Annotated in this window: 20 protein-coding genes; 12 read left to right on the top strand and 8 right to left on the bottom strand. The window is 62.2% G+C overall.

The window, feature by feature from the left end:
• Positions 1-80: 80 nt before the first annotated feature.
• From AB8B20_RS22355 to AB8B20_RS22345, 3 genes are read left to right on the top strand one after another with little or no spacing between them, the layout of a single operon-like run.
• Positions 81-1,034: an efflux RND transporter periplasmic adaptor subunit gene (locus AB8B20_RS22355; protein ID WP_439073551.1), complete on the top strand. Its 954-nt coding sequence runs from the start codon at positions 81-83 to the stop codon at positions 1,032-1,034.
• Positions 1,034-4,144, top strand: coding sequence for an efflux RND transporter permease subunit (locus AB8B20_RS22350; protein ID WP_439073552.1), 3,111 nt, complete (start codon positions 1,034-1,036; stop codon positions 4,142-4,144). The genes AB8B20_RS22355 and AB8B20_RS22350 overlap by 1 nt, the downstream gene beginning before the upstream one ends.
• Positions 4,145-4,153: 9 nt before the next feature.
• Positions 4,154-5,059, top strand: a complete 906-nt coding sequence (locus AB8B20_RS22345) for an efflux RND transporter periplasmic adaptor subunit (RefSeq protein ID WP_093758031.1) — start codon at positions 4,154-4,156, stop codon at positions 5,057-5,059.
• 15 nt (positions 5,060-5,074) lie between these two features.
• Here AB8B20_RS22345 and AB8B20_RS22340 read toward each other — a convergent pair whose 3' ends face one another.
• A complete protein-coding gene (locus AB8B20_RS22340; RefSeq protein WP_089266722.1) occupies positions 5,075-5,941 on the bottom strand; it encodes a caspase family protein in 867 nt (288 codons plus the stop codon).
• A 351-nt stretch (positions 5,942-6,292) separates the two neighbouring features.
• Between AB8B20_RS22340 and AB8B20_RS22335 the strand changes: the two genes are divergently transcribed.
• The 4 genes from AB8B20_RS22335 to AB8B20_RS22320 all read left to right on the top strand — a co-directional run bounded on the left by AB8B20_RS22335 (position 6,293) and on the right by AB8B20_RS22320 (position 11,039).
• Positions 6,293-8,029, top strand: a complete 1,737-nt coding sequence (locus tag AB8B20_RS22335) for a hypothetical protein (RefSeq protein ID WP_439073553.1) — start codon at positions 6,293-6,295, stop codon at positions 8,027-8,029.
• A 114-nt stretch (positions 8,030-8,143) separates the two neighbouring features.
• On the top strand, positions 8,144-8,869 hold the full coding sequence (locus AB8B20_RS22330) for a thermonuclease family protein (protein ID WP_439074053.1): 726 nt from the start codon (positions 8,144-8,146) through the stop codon (positions 8,867-8,869).
• Between the two features lie 53 nt (positions 8,870-8,922).
• Positions 8,923-9,774, top strand: coding sequence for an LssY C-terminal domain-containing protein (locus tag AB8B20_RS22325; RefSeq protein WP_089266719.1), 852 nt, complete (start codon positions 8,923-8,925; stop codon positions 9,772-9,774).
• A gap of 86 nt (positions 9,775-9,860) precedes the next feature.
• Entirely contained in the window at positions 9,861-11,039 is a 1,179-nt protein-coding gene (locus tag AB8B20_RS22320; protein ID WP_439073555.1) for a pyridoxal-phosphate-dependent aminotransferase family protein, read from the top strand.
• Here AB8B20_RS22320 and AB8B20_RS22315 read toward each other — a convergent pair.
• The 4 genes from AB8B20_RS22315 to AB8B20_RS22300 form a co-directional block, all read right to left on the bottom strand.
• Complete coding sequence (locus tag AB8B20_RS22315; protein WP_231081241.1) at positions 11,036-12,301, bottom strand: MFS transporter; 1,266 nt, start codon at positions 12,299-12,301, stop codon at positions 11,036-11,038. The two genes, AB8B20_RS22320 and AB8B20_RS22315, sit on opposite strands and share 4 nt — an antisense overlap.
• Positions 12,302-12,388: 87 nt before the next feature.
• Positions 12,389-12,976 carry a PRC-barrel domain-containing protein gene (locus AB8B20_RS22310; RefSeq protein WP_093758027.1) on the bottom strand — a complete coding sequence of 196 codons (588 nt, stop codon included), beginning with the start codon at positions 12,974-12,976 and terminating at the stop codon, positions 12,389-12,391.
• Positions 12,977-13,034: 58 nt separating this feature from the next.
• The gene (locus AB8B20_RS22305) at positions 13,035-15,236 is read right to left on the bottom strand and encodes an amylo-alpha-1,6-glucosidase (protein WP_439073556.1); all 2,202 of its coding nucleotides are present in this window, start codon (positions 15,234-15,236) and stop codon (positions 13,035-13,037) included.
• A 75-nt stretch (positions 15,237-15,311) separates the two neighbouring features.
• A complete protein-coding gene (locus AB8B20_RS22300) occupies positions 15,312-17,078 on the bottom strand; it encodes an ABC transporter ATP-binding protein (RefSeq protein ID WP_439073557.1) in 1,767 nt (588 codons plus the stop codon).
• Between the two features lie 17 nt (positions 17,079-17,095).
• Here AB8B20_RS22300 and AB8B20_RS22295 point away from each other — a divergent pair, with 17 nt between their 5' ends.
• The 5 genes from AB8B20_RS22295 (at position 17,096) to AB8B20_RS22275 (ending at position 21,573) form a co-directional block, all read left to right on the top strand.
• Positions 17,096-17,380 carry a hypothetical protein gene (locus tag AB8B20_RS22295; protein WP_139285809.1) on the top strand — a complete coding sequence of 95 codons (285 nt, stop codon included), beginning with the start codon at positions 17,096-17,098 and terminating at the stop codon, positions 17,378-17,380.
• Between the two features lies 1 nt (position 17,381).
• On the top strand, positions 17,382-18,446 hold the full coding sequence (locus AB8B20_RS22290; RefSeq protein WP_089266708.1) for a glycosyltransferase family 4 protein: 1,065 nt from the start codon (positions 17,382-17,384) through the stop codon (positions 18,444-18,446).
• A gap of 188 nt (positions 18,447-18,634) precedes the next feature.
• Positions 18,635-20,218, top strand: coding sequence for a Na+/H+ antiporter (locus tag AB8B20_RS22285; protein WP_093758025.1), 1,584 nt, complete (start codon positions 18,635-18,637; stop codon positions 20,216-20,218).
• A 112-nt stretch (positions 20,219-20,330) separates the two neighbouring features.
• Positions 20,331-21,080: a glucose 1-dehydrogenase gene (locus AB8B20_RS22280; protein WP_093758024.1), complete on the top strand. Its 750-nt coding sequence runs from the start codon at positions 20,331-20,333 to the stop codon at positions 21,078-21,080.
• Positions 21,081-21,393: 313 nt separating this feature from the next.
• On the top strand, positions 21,394-21,573 hold the full coding sequence (locus tag AB8B20_RS22275; RefSeq protein WP_089266704.1) for a hypothetical protein: 180 nt from the start codon (positions 21,394-21,396) through the stop codon (positions 21,571-21,573).
• Positions 21,574-21,580: 7 nt separating this feature from the next.
• On the opposite strand, the gene AB8B20_RS22270 is transcribed toward AB8B20_RS22275, so the two are convergent.
• The 3 genes from AB8B20_RS22270 to AB8B20_RS22260 all read right to left on the bottom strand — a co-directional run bounded on the left by AB8B20_RS22270 (position 21,581) and on the right by AB8B20_RS22260 (position 24,918).
• Positions 21,581-22,945, bottom strand: coding sequence for an FAD-containing oxidoreductase (locus tag AB8B20_RS22270; protein WP_439073558.1), 1,365 nt, complete (start codon positions 22,943-22,945; stop codon positions 21,581-21,583).
• 114 nt (positions 22,946-23,059) lie between these two features.
• On the bottom strand, positions 23,060-24,055 hold the full coding sequence (locus AB8B20_RS22265) for a branched-chain amino acid ABC transporter permease (protein ID WP_439073559.1): 996 nt from the start codon (positions 24,053-24,055) through the stop codon (positions 23,060-23,062).
• Positions 24,052-24,918 carry a branched-chain amino acid ABC transporter permease gene (locus tag AB8B20_RS22260; RefSeq protein ID WP_068737690.1) on the bottom strand — a complete coding sequence of 289 codons (867 nt, stop codon included), beginning with the start codon at positions 24,916-24,918 and terminating at the stop codon, positions 24,052-24,054. Before AB8B20_RS22260 ends, AB8B20_RS22265 begins: the two co-directional genes overlap by 4 nt.
• Position 24,919 lies beyond the last annotated feature (1 nt).

Below are 24,919 nucleotides of genomic sequence, written 5' to 3'. Positions count from 1 at the left end.
GGGACGCTGTTTGCTGTGGTGATCGCGGATATCCTGTATAGATTGCCCCGACCTGCCGCCGCACCGATCGAATGCCCCTGGTGCTCCGTAATACCAAGTGGATCGATCTCGCAATGAAGGCTTTTGCCTGCTTCTCCCCCTCTCTCGCATGTCTATCGCTGGCGGCCACCGTGGTCGCAACCACCTCTATCGGCTTCGCCGCTGAACCCGCACCTGCCGGCTCCGCCTCGCCGAATGGCGCCATGGTGATCGTCGCCAAGGCCACCAACGCCTGCTTCTCCGATCTCGTGCGGGTGACCGGCTTCGTGGTTCCGCGCCGCGAGGCCGTGGTCGGCGTGGAGACCGAAGGTTCAAAGGTCTCCGAAGTGCTGGTCCGCGAAGGTGACACCGTCACCGAGAACCAGGAACTGGCCCGGCTGATACCGCCGCCGACAGCAGGCAATGCACGCCCGAATCCTGTGACGCTGCGCGCCCCGGCGGCAGGCCTGATTACCTCCGTGAACACCATCGCCGGCGCACCGGCCTCACCGCAGGCCGGGCCGATGTTCAGGATCGCCATCAACAACGAGCTCGAGCTCGATGCGGAAGTGCCGAGCATCCACATCCTCAAGCTCAACCCCGGCGTCACGGCGCGGATCAGCCGCGACGATCAGCCCGATATTTTCGGCAAGGTGCGGCTGGTGTCGCCACAGATCGACCGCGTGACACAGCTCGGCCATGTCCGGCTGTCGCTGGCCAGCAATCCGTCGCTCAAGGTCGGTGTCTTCGCCCGCGCGAGCATCGACGCCAAGCGCAGCTGCGGCGTCGCAATCCCGCGCTCGGCGATCGAACACTTCATGGTGCAGCTCGTGAAGGGCAACACCATCGAGACCCGACGGGTAAAAGTCGGGCTGGTGTCCGATACATCGACGGAAATTCTTGAAGGCGTCGAGGTGGGCGACATCGTTGTCGCCGATGCCGGCACATCACTCCATGACGGCGACAAGGTCCAGACCATGTTCGCCGATGACCTCGATCGATCGCGGGTGCGTTAATGGCAATGAATATCTCGGCATGGTCGATCCGCCATCCGCTTCCGTCCATCGTCTTCTCGATCATTCTTCTGGTACTCGGCTGGATCAGCTTCACCAAGCTGGCGATCACGCGGCTACCGAGCGCAGACATTCCGGTGATCTCGGTCGCCGTCTCGCAATTCGGCGCGGCGCCCGCGGAACTTGAAGCGCAGGTCACCAAGACCATCGAAGACGGCGTCTCCGGCGTCGAAGGCGTGCGGCACATCTCGTCGTCGATCACTGACGGCTTGTCGGTCACGACGGTGCAATTCGCGCTGGAAACTAATACCGACCGCGCGCTGAACGACGTCAAGGACGCCGTGACGCGCGTGCGCGCCAACCTCCCCCAGAATGTCAACGAACCGCTGATCCAGCGCGTCGACGTCATCGGCCTGCCGATCGTGACCTATGCGGCGATCTCGCCGGGCAAGACGCCGGAGCAACTGTCGTGGTTCGTCGACGACGTGGTGAAGCGCGCGCTGCAGGGCGTGCGCAACGTCGCCCAAGTCGAGCGCATCGGCGGTGTCGAGCGCGAGATTCTGGTGTCGCTCGATCCTGATCGCCTGCAGGCCGCCGGCCTCACGGCCGTCGATGTATCCAGGCGCCTGCGCGGCACCAATGTGGACCTCGCTGGCGGCCGCGCCGAAATCGGCAAGAACGACCAGGCAATCCGGACACTGGCGGGCGCCAAGACGCTGAACGAACTTGCCGGCACCATGATCAGCCTGCCATCCGGCGGCGAAGTGCGGCTCGAGGATCTCGGCACCGTCACCGACACCATCGCCGACCGGCGCACTTTCGCGCGTTTCAACGGCGAGCCGGTGGTGGCGCTGGGTATCAAACGCTCCAAGGGCGCCAGCGACGTGGTTGTCGCGGCGGCTGTGCAGAAACGTATCGATGCGCTGAAGGCGTCCTATCCCGATGTCGACCTGAAGCTGATCGACACGTCGGTGGATTTCACCAAGGGCAATTACGAGGCCGCGATCTCGACATTGTTCGAGGGTGCAGCGCTTGCCGTCATCGTGGTGTTCTTCTTCCTGCGCGATCTGCGCGCCACGGTCATCGCCGCGATCTCGCTCCCGCTGTCGATCTTTCCGGCCTTCTGGGCGATGGACCTGCTCGGCTTCTCGCTCAACCTCGTGAGTTTCCTCGCCATCACGCTTTCGACAGGTATTCTCGTCGATGACGCCATCGTCGAGATCGAGAACATCGTGCGGCATATGCGGATGGGCAAGTCGCCCTACCGCGCCGCGCTGGAAGCGGCCGACGAAATCGGCCTCGCCGTGATCGCCATCAGCCTCACCATTATCGCGATCTTTGCCCCAGCCAGCTTCATGTCCGGCATCGCCGGACAATTCTTCAAGCAGTTCGGCATCACCGTGTCGGTGCAGGTATTCTTCTCACTATTGGCGGCACGCTTCGTCACGCCCGTGCTGGCCGCATACTTTCTGAAAGATCACAAGCACGACGACCCGCCCCCCGGGCACATCCTGCAGGCCTACAACAAGCTCGTGACGCTGTCGGTGAAACGCTACTACGTGACGGTTCTGTTCGGTCTCGCCGTCTTCGCACTGTCGATCTGGAGCATCCAGCTGCTACCGCAGGGCTTCCTGCCGGCCCAAGACACGGCGCGTTCGCTATTGGCGATGGAATTGCCACCGGGATCGCAGCTCGCTTACACCGAGAAAGTCACAGAAGACATCGTCGCACGGCTCCGCAAGCGACCTGAGGTGAAGAGCGTGTTCGTCGATGGTGGTCACGTCCCGCCCGGCACCTATGAAGTGCGGCGCGCCGCTCTGATCATCAACTACACCCCAAAGAGCGAACGCGACAGCGCCCATACGCAGCGCCTGCTCGAACTCGATATCAGCAAGGAACTCGAAAGCGTTCCGGATATTCGCTACTGGTTCCTCGACGAAAACGGACTACGCGCTATCTCGCTGGTGGTGACCGGCACCGACAGCAACATCGTCGCCAATGTCGCCAGCGAACTGGCGACGCAGATGAAGCGCATTCCGCTGATCTCCAACGTGATCTCGGAAACCTCGCTGGATCGTCCCGAGCTGCGCGTGCAGCCGCGGGCCGATCTTGCGGCACGGCTCGGCGTCTCCACCGAGAGCCTGTCGGAAACCATCCGCGTCGCCACCATCGGTGACGTCGGCCCGGCTCTGGCGAAATTCGATGCCGGCGACCGCCTGGTGCCGATCCGCGTGCAACTCGAAGACACGGCACGTGCCGACTTCCAGATCCTCGAACAGCTGCGGGTGCCACTTGGCGGCGGCCGCGGCGGCGTGCCGCTATCCGTCGTTGCCGACATCAAGCTCGATCAGGGACCGACCAGCATCAACCGCTACGACAGAGAACGTCAGGCCACCGTGGCCGCGGATCTCGTGGGCACCGCCGCACTCGGCGATGCCCTGAAGAAGATCTACGAACTGCCGGTCATGAAGAGCCTGCCGAAGAATGTGAGCGTCAAGCAGTCCGGCGACGCCGAAAGCCTGAACGAACTCGCGGATGGTTTCGCCACCGCGATCTCGGCAGGCCTGATGATGGTCTATGCGGTGCTGGTGCTGCTGTTCGGCACTTTCCTGCAGCCGATCACCATCCTGTTCTCGCTGCCGCTCTCGATCGGCGGCGCGATCCTGGCGCTGCTCCTGACGGGCAAGCAACTCACGACGCCTGTCTGGATCGGCATCCTGATGCTGATGGGCATCGTCACCAAGAACGCCATCATGCTGGTGGAATTTGCAGTGGAAGCCATTCGCGAAGGTAAACCGCGCGAGGTCGCGATCATCGATGCCGGCATGAAGCGCGCGCGGCCGATCGTGATGACCACCGTTGCCATGGTCGCTGGCATGATGCCGTCCGCACTGGCCTTCGGCGCCGGCGGCGAGTTCCGCTCGCCGATGGCGCTTGCTATCATTGGCGGCCTGATCTTCTCGACGGCGCTGTCGCTGCTGTTCGTGCCGGCGATGTTCATGATGATGGACGATGTCGGACAATTGGCATGGCGCTTCGGGCGCAAGCTGCTGGTGTCGAGCGGCGAGGAAGACCCGCAAAACGGTCAACCACCCGCCGTCCCGCACAAATAGGCAAAAGCAATGACCCTGTCCGTCGCCTCTTCCAAGCGAACCACCACATGGGCCAGATTGCTGGTCGCGCTGTCGCTATGCGTGTTCACCCAGCCGGCTCTGGCCGCCGACGATCCTGCTGATGCCCCGAAGGGTGCAGCAGTGACCGTGCTGACCGCCGCGAAGTCCTGCTTCTCCGCCACCGTCGAAGTCTCCGGCATCCTGATTCCGCGCGAGGAAGTCTCGATCCGTCCGGATCGCCCGGGCCTCAAGGTCGCAGAGGTCATGGTCGATGCCGGCGAGAACGTCACTGCGGGCCAGATCCTCGCACGCCTGACGCCACCGGAAGGCGGATCGCTTCAAGTTCAGGCCACGGTCGCAGGATTGGTCAGCGCCTCGTCCGCCGTTGTCGGATCACTCGCATCGGCCAAGGGCGAGGCTCTTTTCAGCATCATCGCGCGGAGCGAATTCGAATTCATCGGCCAGGTACCGACGCGCGACCTGCCGAAGCTGAAAGTCGATCAGCCGGTCAAGGTCAAGGTGATCGGCGCTGGAGAGCTGGACGGTAAAGTGAAACGCGTCGCCTCCACCGTGGAGCCCAACAGCCAGCTCGGCCAGGTCGTGGTCTCGATCACCTCGGCCCGGCGGCTGATGAGCAATTCCTACGCGCGTGCCATCATCAAAACAGGCGAAAGCTGCGGCGTCGCGGTGCCATTGACCGCCGTTCTCTACAGTGCTGGCGGGACCGTCGTGCAGGTGGTCCGGCGGCAGCGCATCGAGACGCGCCGCGTCGAGATCGGGCTGATGTCAGGCGGACGCGTGGAGGTACGCGAAGGTTTGAGCGATGGCGATGTGATCGTCGCGCGGGCAGGCGCCTTGTTGCGCGAAGGCGATCCGGTTCGTCCGGTGATGGCCAGCGCAGACGCTAACAAGTAAACGCGATGGGAAAGCTTAGCTGCCGGCCTTGGCCGTTGCGCTATCGCCGAGCAGGATATCCTCAACGAGCGACGACGACACCGCAGGAACCTGCTCACCGGCAGTCGCGCGGGTAACCGCAACGCGGGTGTTGGTGAAGACGGACTCGGCACTCGCCGGCTTGGCCTTCATGTTCTTCAGCAATTCGGTTGCGAGCAGGCTGTTCTGACCATCCACATCGTCGGCAACCTTGCCTGGCGTCGCCGAGGTCAGGATCAGGGCATTCTCAGGAACATCGATCGGCGCGAGACCACGGGAGTAACCGCGGAAACGACGCTCATAGGGATTGCGGCGGGACGCATCCAACACGACCAGTTTGGCCTGGGCACCCTGCTCCTTCATGATATCGAGAACGGCCTCGACGCTCATGCCATCGCGGCGGATGTCACGCTCTTTCCAGATCGCAGCATCGACCGGGATCATGTAGCTCTGGCGGCCAACCTGAACGCCATAGCCACCGAAATACAGCATCACAACGGTTTCGGGCTTGATCTTGGCCTTCAGGCGCTCGACAGCGCGGGTCATGTCATCGCGGGTCGCGTCTTCCACCACATCGACGTCGAAACCGTCGCGGCGGAGTGCGCTCGTCATGGCACGTGCATCATTGATCGGCTGGCTCAGCGGCGCGCCGGCGTCGGGGTAATGACCATTGCCGATCACCAGCGCGATGCGCGACGCCTTCGTAACGGGATTGATCGTCCCGGTCACCGTCTCGGCCTGTGCGGCTTCCAGCGAGCGCTTGTTCAGCGCGGCATTGGCGCCAAGCACCAGCGACACCAGGCCGACAAAAGCTGCGGCCACAGTGATCGAGCGACGGGATACGCGAAACTGCCGTACGTTCATAACGTCATTCCTGCTCATCGTTCAGGCGCAACCGTGGGTCGCGCGAACGTCGAAATAGGTTTGAAGGGATGCCAAACCAATGAGTATTAAATGCGCTCAATTTGCGGCATCGCAGCAAACTGGTTGTTAACCCGTCGAGCCCACCCGGGCAACCGGTAAAGGCCGGGATTTAAGACAGGGTTACTGACTGACCAGGCTAAGGTCTTGAACGGGCTCGCGCTTCACGCAATTGTAATTCAGACCGATTCGTGCAATTTTTCAAAGGCTTGCAGGTGTCGGGAAGCGATTGCGCCGCAGCAGCGGCGGGCGGTTTTCGAGGCGTGCGCAGGGGGCGGCACTGAAAGAAACCTCATGGGTGTGACTTATTTTGCCGGCGCCGCATACCGCGCGCTGACAGCGAGCAAGGTCGGCCCGTCGCTTTACGACCTCTGCGACCCCCTATTCCACAAGCACACCGGCGGCGACGCCCATATCGTCAAGTTCTACAAAACCGCGCTCGGCAATGCCGCGCTCCGTCCATTGCTCTGTCGCGCCGGCCTGCCCGAGTTGCGCGACCCTGCCCGGTTCAAAGCCATACAGCAGGCCCTGAGAGCGGCGCGCGACGACGATAACCCCGATTGGGAAGCCATCGGCCAGCCCATCGCCGAGCTGCTCGACACGGTCGCATTGAGCCATCCAGAGCCGAAGCCGGTGACGGCATCAGCGCAGGCACCGTCGCTGGGCGAGATCGACAATGTCATCAAGGCCTGCGGCGCGCATCTGCTGCGCTCGTTCGACCGCAACGGCTTCATTCCTACTTACGCGGCGTTCAACCTGATCGGCGATCCCGACATGCATGGCCGCGATTTCCTGATGGCCCTGACAGGCCTCAATTCGCGCGGCTACAAGAATTCGACGCTGCTGTTCACCCTCGCGCGTATCTTCATCGTCCGCTCACCGGCCGGAAAACTCATCAACCCGCCATGGACCGGAATTGCCGAACCCATGTGGGAGCCGGTGCAGATCCGGCATCGCTCGGCCTATTACGACGCGTTCTTCACCGAGGCGCTGCTGAGCTTCGGCGAAACCGGACTGCCATCGCCGGACCAGACGACATCCTCGCGCCGCGCCATCGATGCGATGGTTGAATTCTGCCTGGTCACGAGCCGCGAGGAAGTCCGCTCGCATGACGGGACGAGCGTGAACGTCATCACGGCGCTGGCGCCGCCGCCGCATCCGCGCTTCAGCCGCCTCTTCGCACAGATCAAGCAGGACCTCGGCTTCGGCATCTATGTGCCGGACTGCGACACCACCGCCTGCTCGTTCTCCGCCGCCACACAGGCCGGCTCGACCGATCCGATCCTCGATCAGCCTTTGCTCGACTTCTATGCCGGTTATCAGGTCGGCAACGGCAGCAACGAGCCGATGGTCACCGTGCCGATCAACAACCATATCGACTATGACGGCGCCATCGTCACCTGGATCGACAATCTCGCGGGCGAACGGCCCTATGGCAACGATCTCGATCCGACGCTCAATCTCGACGTACTCGAAGTCTCGTTCCGGAATCTCGTCCGCTGGAAGGTGATGGAGACGCCGACACGTCTGGAAACGATGCAGCGGATCATCGGCTTCCAGCGCCGCCTCGTGGCATCTGGCGCCTTCGCCGATCCGAAATCGCACATCTACTATCTGCCGGAGCTCTACGGCGCCTATTTCGGCCGCTGCTATGCGGCTTTCCGTGAATTGCCGGCCGAGACACAACAGGCCATCGATACCGACGGCGCGTTCGACTTCATCCGCCTGCGTGTGCTCGCTTATGTGCAGGACGAGTTGATTGCGCGCGAGATGAATACTTTCGATGCGGCACTCGCACTGATCGCGCTCGGACATCTCGGCGGCGAGCTCGCGCATTTCGCACCTGCGCTGCGCTGCATCATCACCGCCACAGGCGAAGGTGGCCGCAAGGGTCCGTTCAAGGCCTATGAATGGAACAAGATGAAAACACCGACACGGATTCTCGTCGGCGGTCCCGAAGTGACCTCAGCCTTCGTGCTGATGGGTCTCGCGCTGGCGCGGCGGAGAATGATGAACGGCCACGCGGCATAGGTCATCGCGCGAAGTTGAAGGTATGAAGGAGCGACCGCGCTGGCATGGGCGGCGAAATGCCCGCACTGTCTCCGGATTGTCGTCATGATTTTGCAATCAAACGGTTCGATGCGCATGTTCCGCACCTTCTCTCTTTTTATCGCGATGCTTTGCATTCCCGCACTGGCACAGGCCGCCGACGTGACCGGGGTGCCGAAGATTCGCGATGGCGACCAGATGACCATTGGCGCGACCCGCATCCGGCTCGCCGGCATGGACTCGCCCGGCCTCGATCAGTTGTGCCTGAATGCCGCCGGCGAGCGCTGGACCTGCGGTGTCGCAGCGCATGAAGCGCTTGTTGAACATGTCGGCGACAAGAGCTGGACCTGCCATGTGCTACGGACCGATCGCTTCGGTCGCTCGGTCGCCAAATGCGAGGTGGACGGCGAGGACATCAGCCAATGGATGGTGAAGAGCGGCTGGGCGCTTTCCTATGTGCGCTTCTCGCATGCCTATGATGCCGACGAGAAAGCCGCACGTGAGGCCAAGGCCGGACTTTGGGCCGGCGCGTTCTTTGCGCCCTGGGACTGGCGCGTACGCAACAAGAAAACCACCATTCTTGGCTCGATCAAGCCTCCGGAGGATGCCTTGCCGATCCTGCTGGCCTCGGCATCCGGCCACGTGGCGCCGTCGCCAACCTGCCGGATCAAGGGCAACGTCAACCGGGCCGGCGTCTGCATCTACCACACGCCCGAAAGCCGCTGGTATGCCAAGATCAGCATGCGGATCAGCAAGGGAACACGCTGGTTTTGCTCTAAAGAAGAGGCCGAAGCCGCCGGCTGCCGCGAGACCCGACGATGACATCGTGGCGCTGACGTGGCAGGTTCCCCGCTCAGATTCGATCGAGCGGAACCGTGGCTGACCTGCAGACGGATGTCATTGCGCAAAAACAACGCCGCAGCCGGACATTCCGGGCGGCGCGGCTGACGCTGCTCGCTTTGGTCATCTATGGCGGCATCGCCTATCTGTTGCTCCCGGAACTCTGGACCCATTACGAGCACCAGAAGAGCCTTGCCGGATTGCCGATGACGACGATGACCGCGCAAGGCATTCCCGGCGATCCCATCAATGTCGGCCTGATCGGCGACAAGAAGGACGTGCTGTGCGCGATGCATGCTGCCGGCTGGTATCCCGCCGATCCCGTAACCTTGCGCTCGTCCCTCGAGATTGTCGGCAGCGTCTTGCTCGACCGACCCTATCGCGAAGCACCGGTGAGCCCGCTGGTTTATCTCGGCCGCCGCGAGGATCTCGCTTTCGAGAAGCCGGTCGGCAACAGCGCTGATCATCGCCACCACATCCGGCTCTGGAAGGTCCTCGACAAGGGACAGGAAGATCGCCCGGTCTGGCTCGGCGACGCGACTTTCGATCGCAGCGTCGGGATCAGCAAATACACCGGCGCGATCACGCATCATATCGCTGCCGATATCGACGCGGAGCGCGCGGTGCTCGCAGGCGACCTCGAAAAGGCCGGCATGGTCGAGGCCAAATATCAGGTCACAGGAATCGGGCCAACCGTCGCCGGCCACAATGGCGGCGGCGACCTGTACTACACTGATGGCGAAGTCTGGATCCTGCGGCTGGTGGTGGCTTGCGCCAAACACGACGGCCCTCCCGAGACGATCCCGAGCCCGGCGGCGACCGAGATCAAGGACCAGATCTTCCAGGCCATCGCGAATGTGATCGGTCGTGATGCGCTGACCCACTAAGCATTGAAATTCAAACCACCTCACACGCGCTTTGATTTCGCGCTGCGCCATGGCACCATGGCCAAAAATACCAACAAGGATTGAAAATGGTCGTTCGTGCAGGTCGTGAATTTCTCGCCATCCCCGGCCCCACCACGATGCCAGACGAAGTATTGCGGGCGATGCATCGTCCGCCGCTGGATATCTACTCCAAGGAAATGGTGCAGCTCACATTCGGGCTGCTGCGCGATATCGGCACGTTATTCGCCACTAAAGGCAACACCTATATGTATATCGCCAACGGCCATGGTGCCTGGGAAGCGACGCTCACCAATGTGCTGTCGCGCGGCGACAAGATTCTGGTGCTGGAAAGCGGGCGTTTCGCGGTCGGCTGGGGCCATGCGGCGCGCGCCATGGGCGTCGACGTGCAGAGCCTGAAGGGCGACTGGAATCGCGCCATTCGTCCTGCCGAGGTTGAAGCAACGTTGCGACAAGACACCAAGCACGAAATCAAGGCTGTGCTTGCAGTGCAGATCGACACGGCTTCGGGCGCGTTCAACGACATTGAAGCCATCGGCAAGGCGATCAAGGCCGCCGGCCATCCCGCATTGTTCATGGTCGACACCGTCGCATCGCTCGGCTGCATGCCATTCGAAATGGATGCATGGGGCATCGATGTCGCCATGTCCGGCTCACAGAAAGGCCTGATGACACCGCCCGGCCTCGGCTATGTCGCGGCGAATGACCGCGCCCGCGAAGTGCACAAGACTGCCAATCTGCGCACACCCTATTGGGACTGGACCGAGCGTGACGGCGACGAGCACTACCGGAAACATTCGGGTACCGCGCCGGTACACCTGATGTTCGCACAGCGCCAGGCCATCGACATGCTGTTCGACGAAAAGCTCGTCAATGTATTCCAGCGCCATCGATTGCTGGCGGAAGCCGTCCGCCGCGCCGTTGCCGTATGGGCCGATGGCGGCGTGCTGAGCTTCAATATCATCGAGCCGAAAGAACGCGGCAACACGGTCACGACGGTGCGGATGGACGACCCGACGCCGCTGCTCGGTTATTGCCGCGATAAATGCGGCGTCATTCTCGGCGTCGGCATCGGCGACCTGCACGGAAAAGCATTCCGCATCGCCCATATGGGCCATGTCAACGCGCCCATGATTCTCGGAACGCTCGGCGTGATCGAGATGGGACTGCAGGCGCTCGGCATTCCGCACGGCAAGGGCGGTGTCACGGCGGCGGTCAACTTCCTCGGCGAGAGCGTCGCGCCCTAAGGTCCGCTCTCAACCTCGCCGTGGTCGCGGCGGGTTTCCGGCATCACCAGCCAAATCAGCAACAGACCAAGCCCGGCGACGCAGGCCAGGCCGACAAAGGCAACCGGCGCGCCGAGCTTGTCGGCGACGAAGCCGGCGGTCACCGTACTGAGCGACGCACCGATGCCGGTGGCTGTTCCGACAATGCCTTGCGCAAGGCTGAAGCGACCGCTGCCAAAAGCGATGTCGGCGACGATCAGCGGGATCATCACGCTGAACACGGCAGCAGTAACGCCGTCGAAGATCTGCACGGCGACCAGCGCAAACGGGTCGGTGACCACGGCGAATAGCAATCCGCGGATCACGAGCGCGGCGAAGGCGATCAGCAGCAGCGGCCGACGGCCCCATTGCTGCGCCTTTCGGCCAACCGTCGGCGAGGTCGCCGCGACAATGGCCTGCGGTACGACGATGCAAAAGGCGATCAGCGCCGGCGCCCAGTCGGCCGAGCGCGTCGTGACGACGCCGGCCATCAAAGGCAGCATCGCGGCATTGGCAAGCTGCAGCAGCAGCACAGCGCAGGCGAAAATCAACAGCGGTTTCTGCCGCACCAGATCGCGAAAACGGATCGGCTTATTGCTTTCGGCTTCCTTGGTGCTGGCGCCATGGGCCTGCGCGGAATTGATCTCCTGAGGTCGAATCCGCGACAGCGCGTAGAGCACCGGCAGCGCCAGCAGGAAGGTGACGATGAACACCGACCGGCTGGACAGCAGATAGCCGCAAGTACCCATGACGGCGGCAGCGACGCCATTGCCGAGCGAGGCGAAGCGCGCATTGCGCCCCAGCCGTTCGCCGATCCGCAGCGGCCCGACCAGCCCGAGGCTGATAGCGGCGATCGCAGGGCCGAGCACACAGCTCGCCATCGCATGCAACGTCGCTGCGGCGACGATGACAGGAAACACCGGCAGCGCGGCATAGGCTAGCGCACAGCCGCCGATGGTCGCTACCGCGGCGCCGGCGACCAGCCGCGTCGAGCGCGCCGCATCGATGATCGCGCCACCCGGAATTTGGCCGAGCAGCGCGACGATGCCCCCGATCGACAGCACGAAGCCGATCTCGACCTGGGTCCATTTCTGTGTGGTGAGATAGACCGCAACGAACGGACCGAATCCGGTTTGCACATCGGCGAGAAAGAAGATGAACCAGTCGAGCCCGCGCAGGCTCTGCTTCGATGGCTCAGGACTCCGCTGCGGCTCCTGCGGGCCCAGCTCGGACTCCGGCGCAATCCCCGGCGCACAGGCGACCTCGGGCACCGCCGCGACATCGTCGCGGCGGGAGAGATCGGCTGCACGTGTGGTCGCGTGAACCGCCAATTAGCGCTCCTGCATGGTGAGAGGCGGAAACCTCAGCGGCGTCAGTGTGCCGGACGCGCCGAGCACGACGATGGGCTGGTCGTCCTTGTATTCCGGCGCAGCACGCACCTGCTCGCGTGTAAGATCGAGCGTGATGCTGGCGGTCTTGTCGGCCACGTTCCAGAAATGCAGCGCACCCCAATCGACCACGATCTTGCGCGAGCCGACCCCGAGGAATCCGCCGAAGTCGATGACCGCGCCGCGCACCTGCCCCGCGCGATCGACGATCACGTCGGCAATGCGTCCCATATTCTCGCTTGCGGGACTGCGCACGTCGCGGCCGAGAATGCCTTTGGCATCGAAAGCGTCGATCACCGTAACCGATGGCGGCTTGGCGACAGGCGCAGGAGGCGTGGACGCGACCGGTGGCGCTGCCGGCTGCACCGCAGCCGCATCCGGTGCGGGCGACGGCACGGACGGCTGCGCTTCAGGGGTGGATTTCTCTGACGTCGCGGGCGGAGGCACAGGCGCATCCGCCGCCTGGCACACGGCCACGGCGTTCAACGCCAACGCTACAGCCAATCCGGCAACGATGCGAATTGCAGGCATGGAAACTCCCTCACTCACGCGTTTCGCTGATGGGCACGACCCAGCGCCAGGCGACGCGTCAATGCGTCAGCACGATCGACACCTGGATTTGACCGCGGGTCCGCAGCACTTCCAACGACACATCGTTCTCGTGTTTGCGCAGGCAGAGATCGACGCTGGATTCGCCGAGCTGAAGATCGCGCAAAATGACGTATTGCAGGAAGGCGGGCAGCCGCGGATCGCGGAAACGAATTTCGCCGCGCGCGACATCGAATTCGATTCCTAGCGCTGCCTCGAGCAGGGTATACGGCGTTGCGCTGGCCCAGGCCTGCGGCGCGCAAGCCACCGGATACAAGGTCGGGCCGCGGCGTTTTTCGCGCTGGAAGCCGCAGAACAATTCCGGCAATCGTCGCAAGTCCATATAGGCCGCGGTGTCGAACAGTCCCTTGAAGACGGCCTCGACCGAATGCTTCAGGCCATAGCGCGCCAGACCGAGTGTGATCAGCGCATTGTCGTGCGGCCAGATCGAGCCGTCATGATAGGACATGGGATTGTAGCGCGCCTCGCCGCGCGCGATGGTGCGAATGCCCCAGCCGGTGAAGAAATGCGGACGCATCAGGTCGGCGGCGACCATGCGCGCACGGTCTTCACGGACGATGCCTGTAAACAGCAACTGTCCCGCATTGGAGGCACGAACCGCGCAAGGCATCTTCTTGCCGTCGAGCGCAAGCGCATAGGTGCCGAGTTCCTCGCACCAGAATGCTTCCTCGAACCGCGCAGCAAGTTGCTCCGCTTCGGCCTCAAGCTGCCGGGCCTTGTCGGGCAGGCCTATGCGCAATGCGAGACGCGACGCCAGATGCTTGGCGGCGAAGACATAGCCTTGCACCTCCGCCAGTGCGATATTGCCCTCAGCGAGCTTTCCATCGGCATGGAAGATGGCGTCATACGAATCTTTCCAGCCCTGGTTCTGCAGTCCCTGTTCAGTGGCGCGCTGATATTCGACGAAGCCATCCTTGTCGGGGTCGCCGGGACCATCGATCCATCCGAGGGCCGCCTCAACGGCCGGCCACAGCTCGCGCAAGGTTTCATCATCACCGGTGCGCTCGACATACATCCCCGCGAGCATCACAAAGAGCGGCGTGGAGTCGACGCTGCCGTAATATTGCGCGAACGGCACCTCACGCAGGGCAGCCATCTCGCCGCCGCGCATTTCGTGCAGGATCTTGCCGGGCTCGGCATCCGCAAGCGGATCGACCGACTTCGCCTGAAATGCCGCAAGCCGTTTCAGCACGCCGCGCGCCACGCGTGGATCGATCCACAACAGCTGCAGCGCCGTGATCAGACCATCGCGACCGAATGTCGTCGAATACCAGGGAATACCGGCATAGGGATATCGCCCCTGCGGCGTATTCGTCATCAGGATACTGAGATCGGCCATCGCCTGGCAGAGCACCTCGTTGAAAATATCATTCGAGGTCTCGACCGTCGCCGCCCCCTTGCTGAAATTGCGCATCTCGCGGCGATGCGCGAGCAACCCGCGAAAGAACGGTACAGGCTTGTGGCCGACCTCGGCGTTGCAACTGACAGCAACGAACAGGGACGTCGTTTGCTGCGGCTTCAGCTCGAAGTGGTAGGTCGCGGTATTGGCCGCCAGCCGCGTCGGGCGCGGATCGAAATGCACCATCGTGCTGAGCGGCTTGCCGTCGAGGCCGGTATATTCCAGCGCAACGTCACTGGGCCCGACCAGGCGGCTCGTGGCGATGCCGCGATGCTTGCGTTTTTCGCCGCGCACTTCGAACAGATCGGCAAAGTCATTGTCGAATGTGAGCGTCAGATCGAAACTGGCGCGGTGTTCGCCGTGATTCTGCAGGCCGATCCGCTGATAAGCCGCACCACGCCACAGGAAGAACGTGCGCACGATGTGCAGCATATCTTTCTGCAGCACGAGGCGGCCGTTGCGATAGATATCCGGATTGGTCAGATCGACGGTCAGCGACGAGTTGTCATCGCGCAGATTCGAGCCGAGCAGCAGCGGCTGAACATCGTTCAGCGCCAGTTCGAGCCGCGCGAGATAACGCGTATCGGCATTGAACAGGCCATCCGGGCCGCCTGCGGACGCGCCGATATCACCATGGCTGTCGAGCACCACGAACGTATCGTCGTGCTTGAGCGCTCGCCGCGGGCGCGACGCAGGACCCGTCATCGGAATGTAGAACGGCGACTCGACCGCCTTTTGATCGGCGATAGCGTTCAACTTGGTTGCGGCGGCTTCGATGGGCATGGATGACCTCGGCCGGTTGTAAGGTGAAGACAGGCACGAAGATAAACGCAGCGCCTGGAGAGGATAACTGAGTCGTCAGGCTGCGTGCTGCGCGAGACGGCTCATTTCCTGTGTGACGAGTTCCCGATACGGCCCCTCGCCCTGCATCAGATGATCAGGTTTGCCGTCCTCAATGATCTTGCCGCTCTGCAGCATGACCACGCGATCGAAATTGCGCAACGTCGCGAGGCGATGCGCGATCGCGATTACCGTGCGACCACGCATCAGACGCGCCAGCGCCTCACGGATCGCCTCCTCCGATTCACTGTCGAGGGCCGCCGTTGCCTCATCCAGCAGCAGAATGGGCGCGTCCTTCAGGAAGGCGCGTGCAATGGCGATGCGCTGGCGCTGCCCGCCGGACAGTTTGACGCCGCGGTCCCCGACCATGGTGTGAAGACCTTCCGGCAGCGTCTCGACGAAGTCGCAACGCGCCGAAATGGCTGCACGCAATACCTCGTCATCCGTCGCCTCGGGACGTCCATACCGGATGTTCTCCATGATGGAGCGATGGAACAATGAGATGTCCTGCGGTACCACGGAGATTGCATGACGCAGGCTGTGCTGGGTCACGCGTGAAATATCCTGGCCATCGATGGTGATGCTGCCATCCTGGACGTCATAGAAGCGCTGCAACAGCACGAACAGGCTCGACTTGCCGCCGCCGGACTGGCCGACAAGGCCAACGCGCTGGCCGGCATTGAGCCGCAACGTGAACTTGTCGAATACCTGCAGACCGCCGGGATAGCGGAACGAGATATTGTTGAAGGCGATCGCTGCACCGGACTTCACCAGCGGCTCGGCCTCGGGATGGTCACTGAGTTCATGGGGCACCAGCAATGTGGACAGCGCCTCGGACAGGCGCGCAACATGTTGCGTGACATCCACGAGCGCTACCGCAAGATCTCGCGTCGCATGCAGGATCGAGAGACCGAGCGTACAGATCAGAACGACGTCGCCGGTGCTGGCGCCGTCGCGTTGCCACAGCATGATCGCCCAGGCGAGCAGCCCGATCGTGAGCGCGACCGTGATGGCCGCATGCGTCAGGCGCAGGCGCTCAAGATAGCGCAGGCTGCGACCACGGGCGTTCAGCTCGCGATCGACCGTTTCATCGAAGCGGTCATGCTCGAAGCTCAATCCGCAGAATGCGCGGACCAGCGGCATATTGTTGATGACATCGACCATTTCACCATCGACGGCGGCCGCCTTGCTGGCGAAGTCGTCATGCAGTTTCTTGCCAGCCGCGGCCATCTTGAACATCATCACGACGACCGCGCCCGCCACGACCGTCAGTCCCGCCGCCATCGGCAGGCTGACGGTTCCAATTAGCAGGATAGCCGCGAATGTCGCGACGCAGGGCGGCAACACGTTCCAGACAAACATGTTTTCGACCGTGAAGACCGCGTTGGATGTTGCCGTGATACGGCTGGTCAGCATGCCGGGCAGCCGATCCGAGAAGTAGCTCGGTGCGTGTCCGGTCAGATGGCGAAAGATATCGCGCCTGAGATCGCCGGTGACACCAACGAATGTGTAGCTCGCGGTCCAGCTGGCCACGCGCCACAGAAACATGTCTGCCGTGATCAGCGAGATTAGAACGCCAAATGCGATCCAGACGGTATTACCGGCTCCCGAAGGTCCAGATGAGAGGCCATCGACTAAAAATTTAATTCCGTACTGCGTGCCCACCGAACAGGCGACGGCTGCAAGCACGGATATCAGGATGATCAGATGCGATGCAGAACGCATCCTGATGTAGCGCATCACGAAAGCGAAAGGGCGATACGCATATCCGGAAAGACTGTCCATGTGATTGTCAAAACCCGTTGAATAAGAACAAGAATCTCGACGGACAGCGTCCCCGCCCGCTGATGGAGATGATGCCATCCCGAATTTCCCACGCTCTCGCCATCTCGGCGCAACATTCGGGCAGCATTAACACTCCGGAAACCGTGGTTGAACGTGATGGCATCAGCAAGACCACAGTGTGGACGAACTACGCAGATCACATAGGAACCTCGCAGATGCGAGAACGTTCCAGCTTCAGGCATACCGGTACCGACACGTCGTCGCTGAAGTTGTTCATCACTTCCAACATGGGAGATATGTAAAATGCGCATCGCGCAAGTTGCTCCGCTGACAGAAGCCGTTCCGCCGAAGCTCTATGGAGGCACGGAACGCGTCGTACACTGGTTGACCGAAGAGCTGGTGGCGCAGGGGCATGATGTTACGCTGTTCGCCAGCGGCGACTCTCAAACGTCAGGCAAGCTCGACGCCGGATGGCCGAAGGCGCTGCGGCTCGATGGCTCTGTCCGCGATCCCAACGCCCTCCATATGGAAATGCTCGAGCGCGTAAGACAGAAATGTGACGACGACGAATTCGACGTTCTGCATTTCCATCTCGATTACTATCCGTTCTCGCTATTCTCCCGCCAACCCACACCATTTCTCACGACGCTGCACGGCCGTCTGGATCTGCCGGAACATCAGCCGACCTTCACGACTTTCTCCAAGATTCCCGTTGTTTCGATTTCGAACGCGCAGCGGCGCCCGGTACCCCAGGCGAATTTCGTGCGCACGATCTATCACGGCCTTCCCGAGAAGCTGCTGACGCCGCAACCGATCACGCCGAGCTACCTCGCCGTGCTCGGGCGTATTGCGCCCGAGAAGGGCGTTGACCGCGCGATCAAGATCGCCATCCGCGCCGGCATCCCGCTGAAAATCGCGGCCAAGATCGACCGCGCGGATGAGGACTATTACGAGCAGGTCGTTCGCCCACTGATGGATCATCCGCTGGTCGAATATATCGGCGAGATCAGCGACCGGGAGAAGCCGGAATTCCTCAGCGGCGCCTATGGTCTGTTGCTGCCGATCGACTGGCCCGAGCCGTTTGGCCTGGTGATGATCGAATCCATGGCCTGCGGCACGCCGGTCATTGCCTATAACCGCGGCTCGGTGCCGGAGATCATCGACGAGGCCCTCACCGGCTTCATCGTCGAGGACGAGACCAGTGCAGTTGCCGCGGTGGGTCGTCTCGCCGGCATGGACCGTACAGCGATCCGCAAGCAGTTCGAAACCCGCTTCACCGCCCGGCGCATGGCTCTGGATTATGTGGCCACCTATCGCAGCATGATGGAGCATAGGGTGTCGCTGCGACTGGTCAGCAGCGCAGAGTAGTCTGAAGCGCATAATTAAGGCATCGAAGGGCGGCCCGTCGGGTCGCCCTTTTTGGTGCGGGCCTGCTGCAAAATCACTGGCCCGCTGTACAGCCCGTGCGACATTTGCGAGATAGATGACAGACATCAGATCACGGCATTGGCCCGAATCGACGTCCGACCGTTTTTCTCGCATCTCGACAGGCCCTCATGACCGCCGTTTCCCGCTTCGAAATTATCCTGCTGCTGATGGCTGTCATCGTTTTGCTCGATATGATCGCGCGGCGTTTTCAGCTTCCGCGCGCGGCTGCACTGATCCTCGGCGGCATCGGCTTCGCACTGATCCCGGGCACCCCGGATGTCGAAATCGACCCCGAGCTGGTGCTCGTGTTGTTTCTGCCGCCGCTGCTGATGTCGAGCGCCTGGTTCACCTCCTGGCGGGATTTCCGCGCCGATCTTCGCATCATATTGCAGCTCGCCGTTGGCGCTGTCTTCTTCACCACCCTCGTGGTCGGCGTAGTCGCGCATCTGGTGATGCCGTCGCTGCCCTGGGCCGCCTGTTTTGCGCTCGGCGCCATTGTCTCGCCGCCGGATTCGGTGGCGGCCAAGGCCGTGCTGCAGAGCGTGCCGCTCCCGCCGCGCATTATCGTGCTGCTGGAGGGCGAGAGCCTCGTCAACGACGCATCGGGCCTGGTGCTGCTGCGCTTCGCCATCGCGGCAGCGCTGACCGGCTCGTTCAGCGTCACTGCGGCCACCGTGAGTTTCTTCTCGGTCGCGATCGGCGGCCTGCTTGTTGGCATCGTCTTCGCCTTCGCTGCCATTCTGGTGATCAAGCGCATCAAGGAAATCGACCTTGCCATTGCCTGGACCTTCCTGGTCGCCTGGATCTCCTATATCGCCGCGGAAAAGCTGCACGTCTCGGGCGTGCTGTCCACCGTCGCCTGCGGCATGATCCTCGGATGGAAGCAGCACGAATTCTTCGGCGCTGCGACGCGCACCCGCGCCACCGCAGCGTGGAGCGTCGTCGTATTCGTGCTGGAATCTCTGGTGTTTATCCTGATTGGCCTGTCGCTGCGCGGCGTGCTGTATCGCCTCGGCGGCTATGACGCGGTGGTGGCGCTGTTGCCGGTGACGGCTGCTGTCATCGCAGCAGTGATCCTCGCCCGCTTCGCCTGGATGTTTCCCGGCACCTATCTGCCGCGCATGCTGATGCCGAAGCTGCGTGCCCGCGACCCCGCTCCGCCATGGACGGTGCCGTTCATCATGAGCTGGGCCGGTTTGCGCGGCGTGGTGAGCCTCGCTGCCGCATTATCATTGCCGGAGGAATTTCCGGGCCGCGACGTCATCCTGGCGATCACCTTCGCAGTCATCCTGGTGACGGTCCTTGTCCAGGGCTCGACGCTGGCACCGATCGTGCGCCGTCTCATCAAAACCGACAATGTCCGCGCACCGCATCATTCCAAACTCAGCGAAGCGCAGGCGCGCGCGCGCGTTGCGGCCGCGCAATTTTCTGCCATCGAGAAGGCGTCACGCAATGATGACGGCACACATCGCCATCCGCGCCTGTTCGAGCAATATACCTATCGCAAGGGCGCCGCGGCGCGCTATGCCGAAGAGGCTGAGGCACTATCGCCGCACCGCATCGACCATTACACGACCGTGCTGGCCGCCATCGAAGCCGGCCGTGCAGAGCTTCTGAAGATGCACCGTGAGGGCGAAATCCACGACAGTGTGCTGCATGCGATCGAGGAAGGGCTAGATCTCGAAGAAGTCAACGCAAGACGTTTTCTGTAAAGGCACGCTTCCTTTAGCAGCCATTCGCCGTGGCGCCTTCACAGCCGCCACCATCGGCTCTAACCTTGATCGTCAAGCGCCAGTCAAGGCGCAAAATCCGGGAGAAAACAACATGCGACTTCAAGGCCTATCCACTATCGTCACCGGCGGCGCATCGGGTTTCGGTGCCGAGATCGCGCGGTCTTACGCGCGCGAAGGCGCCAAGGTCGTCATCCTCGATCTGAATGCCGATGGCGCGAAAAAGGTTGCGGCCGAGATCGGCGACAGCGCAATCGCCCTTGGCGGCAGCGTCACCAGCAAGGCCGATGTTGATGCCTCGGTGAAGCTCGCGGTCGAAAAATTCGGCAAGCTCGACGTCGTCGTCAACAATGCCGGCTGGACCTTTCGCAACAAGCCCTTGCTCGAAGTGACCGAAGAAGAATTCGACAAGGCGTTCGACATCAATGTGAAATCGATCTTCCTGATGACCAATGCCTGTGTGCCGGTGATGAAGAAGCAGAAGAGCGGTCGCATCATCAATATCGGCTCGACAGCCGGCGTCCGGCCGCGCCCGGGCCTGACCTGGTACAACGCCACCAAGGGCGCGGTGAACCTGATGTCGAAATCGATGGCCGTGGAACTGGCGCCCGATGGCATCCGCGTCAATTGCATCGCACCGGTGATCGGCGAAACCGCGCTACTGGAATCCTTCATGGGCGTGCCGGATACGCCAGAGAACCGCGCCAAATTTATCGGGACGATCCCGCTCGGCCGCATGTCGCGCCCCTCGGATATCGCCAATGCCTGCGTTTATCTGGCGGGCGAGGAATCCGAGTTCCTCACCGGCGTGATCCTCCCAGTCGATGGCGGACGGACGATTTAGGTTTACCGTCATTCCGGGGCGCGGACGGCTCTTGCCGGACGTGAACCCGGAATCCCGGCATGGTTTCAATCTCGAATCGACGCACACTACGAGATTCCGGGTTCGCGTGCGCAAGAATGCGCCCGCGCCCCGGAATGACGAACTGGGAAATTCATAAACCATCGAATCCGGTCAGATTCGATTCACCACGCGCGTTAAGCAGTTCACCGGCCATTCATGCGATGGTCGCGCCATGATCGAGGGACACACCTCGGCAGGGAAGGCGTCAGGGTCAGGCCGGTCAACGGTCTGACCCCTCTCTTTGGGGATCATCATGGCAGCAAAGAAGAAACCGGCTCCGCGCAAGAAAGCCAGTGCATCGGACGCTGTTCATCCGATTTCTGCAGTCGCGGCCGTTGCAGTCCGCAGCCTTATCAATATGGCGATTGTGTCCGCATCCTGCGCAACCACGTTGTTGACTCTGATGGCCGTGCTCAAGTTCCAGACCGCCTGAGCGGCGATCACTTCATCTCGTTGAGTAGCGTCGGGATCAGTTCCGACACCGTCGGATGGATCGGCACCGCCCATTGCAACTGGGTGTAATCGGCGCCGGCATTCATGATGTCGAGAATGCCATGGATCGCCTCGTCGCCTCCGGTACCGAGGATGGCGGCTCCCAAAATCTTCTTCGTTTCAGCATCGACCACAACCTGCATCATGCCCGCGGTCTCGCCCTTCTCGACGGCGCGGCCTACATGGGTCATCGGCCGGTTGCCGATCAGCAATTTCTTTCCTGTGGCCTTTGCCTGAGTCAGCGTCATGCCGACGCGGCCAAGCGGCGGGTCGATGAACAGCGCATAGCCGGGAAGCCGATCGCTGACGCGGCGGCTTGCACCATCGAGCAGGTTCGCGGCAATGATCTCGAAGTCGTTGTACGCTGTATGCGTGAAGGCCCCGCGGCCGTTGCAATCGCCCATGGCAAAAATGCCCGGCACATTGGTGGCGAGACCGTCATCGACCTTGATGTAGCCGCGGTCATCCACAGCGATGCCAGCCTTGTCGAGACCGAGATCGTCGGTATTCGGACGGCGTCCCACCGCAAGCAAAACATCACTACCGATGATCTCCGGCGCGCCTTCGGTGCAGTCGACACCGACAGCCACGCCATCGGGATGCGGCTTGAAGGTGATGCATTCGGCATTGGTTCGTATATGGATGCCTTCGGCGAGAAGGATATCGCGGATCGCTTCGGAGATCTCAACATCCTCACGCGAGACCAGATGCGCGCCCTTCTCGACCACCGTCACTTCGGCGCCGAAGCGGCGATACATCTGCGCAAATTCGAGCCCAATATAACTGCCGCCGATGACCACCAGATGTTTCGGCACGCGATCCAGCTGCAGGATTCCCGTATTGGTCAGATAGGTGACGTCGTTGATGCCCGGCATATCAGGCACGACAGCCCGCCCACCGACATTCAGGAAAATCCTCGGAGCCGTCAGCAACTCATCGCCCACGCGGATCGTATCCGCTGATTCGAACCGCGCCTGGCCGTTGATGACCGTGCATTTGTCCATGCCGCGCAACCAGCTTTCGACGCCATTGCGCGAGTCATGGATCACCTTGTCTGCCCGCGCCTTCACGCGAGCCATGTCGATCCGCACCGGCGCGTCAATCATCACGCCATAGTCGCTGCCGCGGCGCGCAAGATGCGCGGTATAGGCGGAGGCGACCAGCGTCTTGGTCGGTTTGCAGCCGGTATTGACACAGGTGCCGCCAAACAGATGACGCTCGACGATCGCGACCGACATGCCTGCGGATGTGAGCCGACCCGCGAGTGAAGGTCCGGCCTGCCCGGCCCCAATGATGATGGCATCGAAGCGCATGATTTCAGCTCCCAACCGGCAGAGCCAATGCTCCACCGCGGCGAGAGACTAGCGTTGGAAACAGCATCAGCCAACGGATGACCGAAGTTCCAGCGCCGGCAGCTCCCGGGCCGCTTAGGGCTTGCCGGCAACTGCAGGGCCGCGCCAGCGCGCCCAGAGCCGTTCAAACAGCGGCAACAGCCCGCGCGGCGTCACCAAAATCACCGAGATCACCACGAGGCCGTAGATGAAATAATGCAGGCCGGGCAGCGTGCTGCCGAGCTTGCCGCGCAGGATTTCACCAAGTGGCACCAGCAGCAATGCGCCAAGCGCGGGGCCATAGGCGCGGCCGAGCCCGCCGACGGTTGCAAACAGCACGATCTCGATGGTGATCACGGGCGAGATCAGCAGATAGGGATCGGCAAAAGTGAGATAGCGCACATAGGCGGTACCGACGACGGAGGCGAGCATCGCCGAGATCACCATGGCGGTGATCTTGTAGCGCAGGACGTTGACGCCAATCGCCTGCGCCGCCTTCTCATTGTCGCGGATGGTGCGCAGATAATAGCCAAGCGGCGAATTGAGGATCGCGACATTGACCAGTACACAAATCGCGGCCAGCCCCAGCATCATCCAGAACGCGCCGTGGCCACCGCCAAACTGGAACGCCAGGAAATTACCCGTGTCCTTCGGCAGCAGCAGCCCGGACGCGCCGCCGAGGAAGTCCCAGCCTTCGACGACGATGCTGCCCATTTCCGCGAAAGCCAGCGTGATCAGCACAAAAGAGAGATGGCCGAGCTGAAAGCGGAAATCGATCCAGGCGATGACGGCGCCGAGGATTCCCGAGATCACCGCCGAGATCACGAGACCCAGCCACATATTGATGCCGAGCTTGAGCAGGAGCGCGGCCGAGAACATCGATCCGATGCCGATAAAGAGGCTGTGCGCCAGCGAGATCTGCCCGGCCATGCCGCCGACGATGTTCCACGACGAAGCCAGTGCCACATAGACCAGCGCCAGCGTGAGGATGTGGACGTAATAGCTCGACAGCACGAAGGGCATGATGGCGGCGATGACCAGCGCGCCCCACCAGATCGGCGATGCGAGCGTCTTGTAGAATTCGTCTCTCATCGTGCCGAGCTCCAGGTCAGGCCCTTCGGGAGAAACAGCATGATCGCCACGAAGATGATGTAGGGCAGCAGCAAGCCGATCGGGCCGTCGAGATAGATCGTGCCGAAGGCTTCGGCGATGCCGATAATCAGGCCGCCGAGCATGATGCCGACGAAATTGGTCATGCCGCCGAGCACCACGACCAGCAGCGTGATCACGGTGTAACGCAGACCCTGGGTCGGCTGGATCGGCGTGCCGGGCAGTAGCAGCGCGGCGGCCAGCGCGAGAATGCCGATGCCGAGCGCGAAAGTGAGCACCTGGACGCGGCCGACATTGATGCCCATCAGCGCGGCGGCATGGGCATTCTGATGCACGGCGCGGATCGAGCGGCCGAAATCGGTTGAGCGCAGCATGATGTAGAGGCCGATGGCCAGCGCGAAGGAGACGACGAAGGCCACGATATGCGGCACCCGCAGCACCACGTCACCGAGAATGATCAGCTTGGATTCGACGAAGGACGGCGTGCGTGCCGGCTCGCCGCCGAACACCATCAGGATGCCGTTCTGCAGCACGAGGCTGAGTCCCAACGTGAGCTGCACCACCATCAGGAACTGATGCCCGACCATCGGCCGTATCAGGAAGATGTAGACCAGTGCGCCGATGGCGGTCATCAGCGGCACCGTGATGATGATCGACACATAGGGGTCCATAGCGAAGGCGGAGTACAGGGCGAGGCACATGAACATGCCGAGCGAGATGAAATCGCCATGCGAGAAGTTGACGACGCCCGAAACGCCGTAAACGAGCCCCATGCCCAACGCCAGCAAGCCATAGGTGGCGCCGATCAGAAGGCCTTGGGCGAGAGCTTGATAAAGTTCGGTCACA

Source organism: Tardiphaga sp. 866_E4_N1_4 (genome assembly GCF_052076075.1).
Taxonomy (GTDB): Bacteria; Pseudomonadota; Alphaproteobacteria; order Rhizobiales; family Xanthobacteraceae; genus Tardiphaga; species Tardiphaga robiniae.
This window is presented reverse-complemented; position numbering and strand designations above follow the sequence as displayed.

What these genes read in the sequence shown, in the direction of transcription:
- AB8B20_RS22350 (WP_439073552.1), top strand. Translation starts at nt 1,034, where the DNA reads ATGGCAATGAATATCTCGGCATGGTCGATCCGCCATCCGCTTCCGTCC.
- AB8B20_RS22345 (WP_093758031.1), top strand. Translation starts at nt 4,154, where the DNA reads ATGACCCTGTCCGTCGCCTCTTCCAAGCGAACCACCACATGGGCCAGA.
- AB8B20_RS22340 (WP_089266722.1), bottom strand. Translation starts at nt 5,941, where the DNA reads ATGAACGTACGGCAGTTTCGCGTATCCCGTCGCTCGATCACTGTGGCC.
- AB8B20_RS22335 (WP_439073553.1), top strand. Translation starts at nt 6,293, where the DNA reads ATGGGTGTGACTTATTTTGCCGGCGCCGCATACCGCGCGCTGACAGCG.
- AB8B20_RS22330 (WP_439074053.1), top strand. Translation starts at nt 8,144, where the DNA reads ATGTTCCGCACCTTCTCTCTTTTTATCGCGATGCTTTGCATTCCCGCA.
- AB8B20_RS22320 (WP_439073555.1), top strand. Translation starts at nt 9,861, where the DNA reads ATGGTCGTTCGTGCAGGTCGTGAATTTCTCGCCATCCCCGGCCCCACC.
- AB8B20_RS22310 (WP_093758027.1), bottom strand. Translation starts at nt 12,976, where the DNA reads ATGCCTGCAATTCGCATCGTTGCCGGATTGGCTGTAGCGTTGGCGTTG.
- AB8B20_RS22305 (WP_439073556.1), bottom strand. Translation starts at nt 15,236, where the DNA reads ATGCCCATCGAAGCCGCCGCAACCAAGTTGAACGCTATCGCCGATCAA.
- AB8B20_RS22300 (WP_439073557.1), bottom strand. Translation starts at nt 17,078, where the DNA reads ATGGACAGTCTTTCCGGATATGCGTATCGCCCTTTCGCTTTCGTGATG.
- AB8B20_RS22290 (WP_089266708.1), top strand. Translation starts at nt 17,382, where the DNA reads ATGCGCATCGCGCAAGTTGCTCCGCTGACAGAAGCCGTTCCGCCGAAG.
- AB8B20_RS22285 (WP_093758025.1), top strand. Translation starts at nt 18,635, where the DNA reads ATGACCGCCGTTTCCCGCTTCGAAATTATCCTGCTGCTGATGGCTGTC.
- AB8B20_RS22280 (WP_093758024.1), top strand. Translation starts at nt 20,331, where the DNA reads ATGCGACTTCAAGGCCTATCCACTATCGTCACCGGCGGCGCATCGGGT.
- AB8B20_RS22275 (WP_089266704.1), top strand. Translation starts at nt 21,394, where the DNA reads ATGGCAGCAAAGAAGAAACCGGCTCCGCGCAAGAAAGCCAGTGCATCG.
- AB8B20_RS22270 (WP_439073558.1), bottom strand. Translation starts at nt 22,945, where the DNA reads ATGCGCTTCGATGCCATCATCATTGGGGCCGGGCAGGCCGGACCTTCA.
- AB8B20_RS22265 (WP_439073559.1), bottom strand. Translation starts at nt 24,055, where the DNA reads ATGAGAGACGAATTCTACAAGACGCTCGCATCGCCGATCTGGTGGGGC.